Source organism: Xanthobacter autotrophicus (assembly GCF_030015065.1).
In the GTDB taxonomy this organism is placed as follows: Bacteria; Pseudomonadota; Alphaproteobacteria; order Rhizobiales; family Xanthobacteraceae; genus Xanthobacter; species Xanthobacter autotrophicus_D.
On sequence record NZ_JAIVFN010000195.1, the window covers coordinates 1 to 4,895 of the forward strand.

Genomic DNA, 4,895 nt, shown 5'->3' on the forward strand with positions numbered 1-4,895 from the left:
CTCCGGGAGGGGCAGGGCGGCATAATCCACCTTGCCGTTGGGCGTCAGCGGCAGGGCCTGAAGCACCATGAAGCGGGCCGGCACCATATGGTCGGGCAGGCGACGGGAGAGCGCCTCGCGCAGCGCGGCGGGATCGGGCGCGGCACCCGCTGTCGCCACCACATAGCCCACGAGCTGGGCCGCGGCGCCCACGGTCTTGAGCGCCACCGCGGCGGCGCCGACGCCGGGCAACGCCCGCAGCATGGCTTCCACCTCGCCGGGCTCGATGCGGAAGCCGCGCAGCTTGATCTGCCGGTCGATGCGGCCGAGATACTCCACCGTGCCGTCAGCGCGCCAGCGGGCGCGGTCGCCGGTGCGATACATGCGCCCGCCCGGGGGTCCGAAGGGATCGGGCAAAAACCGCTCGGCGGTGGCGCCGGGCAGGCCCTGATAGCCGCGCGCGAGCCCTTCTCCGGCCACGTAGAGCTCGCCGGGAACGCCCACGGGCAGGGGATTGAGGGCGGCATCGAGCACATAGGCGCGCCGCATCCCCACCGCCCGGCCGATGGGGGCGTGGGGGGTGTCGAATGGGGTCGCCGCCGGCACCTTCCAGGTGAGGGGCGAGATCACCGCCTCGGTGGGGCCGTAGCCGTTGATGAGCAGGCGCGGTTTCAGCGCGCTGGCGATGCGCGCGAACGCCGCCGCCGGCATGGCCTCGCCGCCGAAGGACAGGGTATCCACGACGGGCGCCTCGCCGCGCGCCTGCGCGGTCTCCGCCAGCGCGTCGAGATAGGCGGGGGGGAAGCCGCCGTGGGTGGCGCGATGGCGGGCGATGGCGTCCAGCGTGTCGGCCGTGGCCCAGGGGGTGCGATCGGTGAGGATGATGGCGCCGCCATGGATGAGCGGCACCATCCAGCGCTCGTGGGCGCCGTCGAAGCTCATGGAGAGGAAATGAAATTCCCGCGTGTGCTCGGACGTTTCGTAAAGCGCGCCGGTGGCGCGGCAGTGCATGGCCAGCGCGCCGTGGGCCACCATCACCCCCTTGGGGCGGCCGGTGGAGCCGGAGGTGTAGACCAGATAGGCGAGCTGGTGGGGATGCGGCGTCCCGCCCGCCGGGGTCGTCGGTTGGGACCCAAGGTCGAGCCGTTCCGGGTCGAGACCGGGCAGGCCCGGGGCCACGCCCTCGCGCGCCAGCACCAGCGTGGTGCCGGCATCGGCGAGGATGTGGGCGATGCGCTCGGCCGGGTGGTCGGGATCGAACGGCACGAAGGCGCCGCCCGCCTTCCAGACCGCGAGCAAGGCGGCGATGAGCCCCGGCCCGCGCGGCAGGCCCACGCCCACCCGCGTTTCGGGGCCGACGCCCTGGGCGGTGAGGACATGGGCAAGGCGGTTGGCCTCGGCCTCCAGCGTGGCGAAGGATGTGGTCGCGTCCCCGAAGATCACCGCCGGTGCGTCTGGCCGCAGCCGGGCCTGCAGGGCGATGAGGTCTGGCACCGGCAGGTCCGGCAGGACACTCCGGTCCGGCCACGGGGCGGCGCGGGCGGCGAATGCGGCATCATCCACCAGCGCAAGCAGATCGAGCCGGGTATCCGGCGCGGCGATGGCGGCGCGGGCGAGGGTTGCGAACGCATCGGCGAAGCGGCGCACGGTGGCCGGCTCGAACAGGTCCAGCGCATAGCCGAAGGCCAGAGCGAGGCCACCATCGACGGTCTCGGCGGTCTCCAGCGCCAGATCGAACTGCTGGCCGCCGCTGTCGCGGGTGAAGGCGTCCACGCGCCCTCCGGCCCGGCGCGGCAGGTGGGTGTAGAGGGTCTGGAACAGCGGATGCCGGCTGAGGCTGCGCGCCGTGCCGAGGGCGTCCAGCACGCGTTCCAGCGGGACGTGCTGGTGAGCCTGCGCCTCCATTACGCCGTCGCGGGCGCGGCGCAGCACTTCGCCGAACGCGGCCGCGCCCTCCACGTTCAGGCGCACCGGCAGGGTGTTCACGAACAGGCCCACCGTGTCGTGGCTGTCGGCGGCGGCGCGGTTGGCGAAGGTGAGGCCCACGCAGAGGTCGTCGGCGCCCGAAAGGCGATGCACCAGAACGTTGAAGAGGGCGAGCAGCGCCATGGGCAGGGTGGCGTCGGCCCCGGCCGCGAGCGCGCGCAGGCCGGCGGTCAGCGCCGGGTCGAAGGTGGTGTCGAGCCGACCGCCGCGATGGCTCGCCTCGGCCGGCCGGGGATGGTCGGCGGGCAGGGTGGTGAGCGCCGGGGCGTCCGAGAGGCGCGCCCGCCAGAAGGCGAGACCGGCCTCGTCGGACGCGTCCGCCGCCTGCCGGTGGGCATGAGCGGGATAGGACCCGGCCGGGGGCAGCGCGGGCGTCGATCCGGCGGCGCGCGCGGCATAGGCGGCGGCCAGTTCGTCGCTCAGGAGGTCCAGGGACCAGCCGTCGCAGATCAGGTGATGCAGGGTGACGAGCAACTCGTCCCGCCCATCGGGCCGGCGCACCAGCAGCGCGCGGGCCAGCGGCGCGGCAGCGCGGTCGAACGGGGCTTCCGCATGGGTCTTTGCGAGGGCGGCATAACGGGTGCCGTCCGCATCATCGCGCAGGTCGGTGATGGTGAGCGGAAGGTCGGCGGAGGCCTGTTCCTCCTGCACCGCATCGCCGTCTTCGGTCCGCAGGAAGCGCGTGCGCAGCGCCCCGTGGCGCGCCGTGATGTCGCTCAGCGCGGCGGCCAGCGCATCGCGATCCACCGGCGCAGGGAAGCGGATGCCTCCGGCCACGTGGTAGGCGGCATGATGAGCGGCATTGCTCGCCGCGCCTGAGGCCATCTCGGCCAGGAACCACATGCGCCGCTGCGCGGGGGTGAGCGGTGCCGGGCCCTCCGGGATGGTCACGGGCGCGGCGATCCGGGGAGCGGGGGCGCCCGCCTCGATCTTCTCCAGCGCGGCGGCGAGGCGGCCGAGGGTGGGGTGGCGGAACAGCTCCGCCACCGGCACGTCCAGCCCGAGCGTAGCGGCGAGGCGCGCCCGCACCCGCATGGCCTCCACCGAATTGCCGCCGAGGGCGAAGAAGTGGCTGTCCGCCGTGATGTCCTGCCGCCCCAGCACCTCGGCCCAGATGGCGGCGAGCCGCTCGGCCATGGCATTGCCCGTTGGGGCGGGCGTCGGGGTGACGAGGGGGGCGGCTTCCCCCGTCCGGTCCTCCAGCGCGCCGTCGCGCAGGATGGCGAAGGCGTCGAGGGTGCCGTCCCCATAGCCGTGCGCCACGGCGCTGCGCTGCAGCTTGCCGCTGGAGGTGCGCGGCAGGGCGCCGGGCTCCAGCAGCACCACCACCCGCGCCGGTTCGAGGAAGGCGTCGCCCACCACTTCCGACACCAATGCCGCGATGCTCTGCGCCGACACGGTCTTGCGGGTGCGGCGGGAGATTTCCACGGCGATGCCGATGCCCTCGCCATCGTCGCAGGCCACCGGGAAGGCGGCGATGCGGCCCTGCCGCACCAGGTCCACCTCCCGCTCGATCACCTCCTCGATGTCGTGGGGATAGAGGTTCTGGCCGCGGATGATGATGAGGTCCTTGGCCCGGCCGGCGAGATAAAGCTGCCCGCCGGACAGGAAGCCGAGATCGCCGGTGCGCAGCGCCCGGGTCCCGTCGATCTCTGGAAAGGTGGCCGCGGTGGCGGCGGGGTTGTTCCAGTAGCCCTGGGCGATGCTGGGACCGCAGGCGACCACCTCGCCCACCCGGCCGTCCGGCATCGGCGTGCCGGTGGCGGGATCGAGGATGCGCACGCTGTGGCTGGGGGCAGGCACGCCGCAGGCGACCACGCGCACCGCGTCTTCTCCCGCGCCGGGCTGCGCCTCTCCGGCGGCGAGGCGCGCGGCGTCGAATCCCGGCGCCATCAGGCCCTCGCCCCGCCGCTGCGCGGTGACGAACAGGGTCGCCTCGGCGAGGCCATAGCAGGGGTGGACGGCGCGCGCGTCAAAACCCAGCGGCGCGAAGCGGGAGGCGAACGCCTCCATGGTGGAGGCCCGCACCGGCTCGGAGCCGGAATAGGCGACCTTCCAGCCCGACAGGTCGAGCCCCTCCACCTGGGCCGGATCGATGCGTTCGACGCACATGCGATAGGCGAAGTCCGGCCCGCCGCTGATGTCGGCGCGGAACCGCGACATGGCCTCCAGCCAGCGCACCGGCCGGGCCAGGAAGTGGCGCGGCGACATGAGTACGCAGATGCCGCCGTTGAACAGCGGCTGCAGCAGCCCGCCGATGAGGCCCATGTCGTGATACAGCGGAAGCCAGCTCAGAACGGTCTTGTCCGGCTGGACCGAGAAGCCGTCACGGATGGCCAGCTCGTTGGCGACGAGGTTGGCGTGGCTCACCATCACGCCCTTGGGGGTGGAGGTGGAGCCGGACGTGTATTGCAGGAAGGCGATGTCGGAGGGCAGGGGACGGTGCAGGCCGCGGCCGTTGCCATCGCCGTCGGCGATGTCCTCCACGGCGAGCACCGTCGTGCCCGGCTGGCCGGCGAGGTGGCTCTCGGCCGTGGCGCGGTCGCCGGCATGGACGAGGGCGATTGCGGCGCCGCAATCGCGCGCCATGGCGGCGAGGCGGGCCTGATGCTGCGGCCGGTTGGCCTCGGGCGGGAAGGCCGGGACGGCAATGAGCCCGGCATAGAGGCAGCCGAAGAAGGCGCCCACATAGTCGAGGCCGGTTTCCAGCATGAGCAGCACCCGCGCGCCGGGCTCCGCATGGTCCGCCAGCCGCGCGGCGAAGGCCCGCGCCCGAAGGTCGAGGGCGGCGTAGCTCACGGTGCGTTCGCCGGCGCGTGGGTCGTCCAGCAGGTGGAGCGCCAGCGCATCGTCGCGGCCATCGCCGAGGCCCGCGCGCACGGAGACCTGTCCGAGAACGCCGAGTATCACGCCGCCAAGGAGGCTCAGTC

Annotated in this window: 1 protein-coding gene and 1 pseudogene; one reads left to right on the plus strand and one right to left on the minus strand. The window is 73.5% G+C overall.

Features of this window, described 5'->3' with window-relative positions:
• A partial coding sequence (locus K9U40_RS21995) for a non-ribosomal peptide synthetase (RefSeq protein ID WP_282892247.1) occupies nucleotides 1–4,764 on the minus strand: 4,764 nt, incomplete at its 3' end.
• On the opposite strand from K9U40_RS21995, the pseudogene K9U40_RS24865 reads away from it, so the two are divergent.
• Nucleotides 4,705–4,895 (plus strand): annotated as a pseudogene (locus tag K9U40_RS24865) (hypothetical protein); the annotation flags it as partial. The gene K9U40_RS21995 and the pseudogene K9U40_RS24865 sit on opposite strands and share 60 nt — an antisense overlap.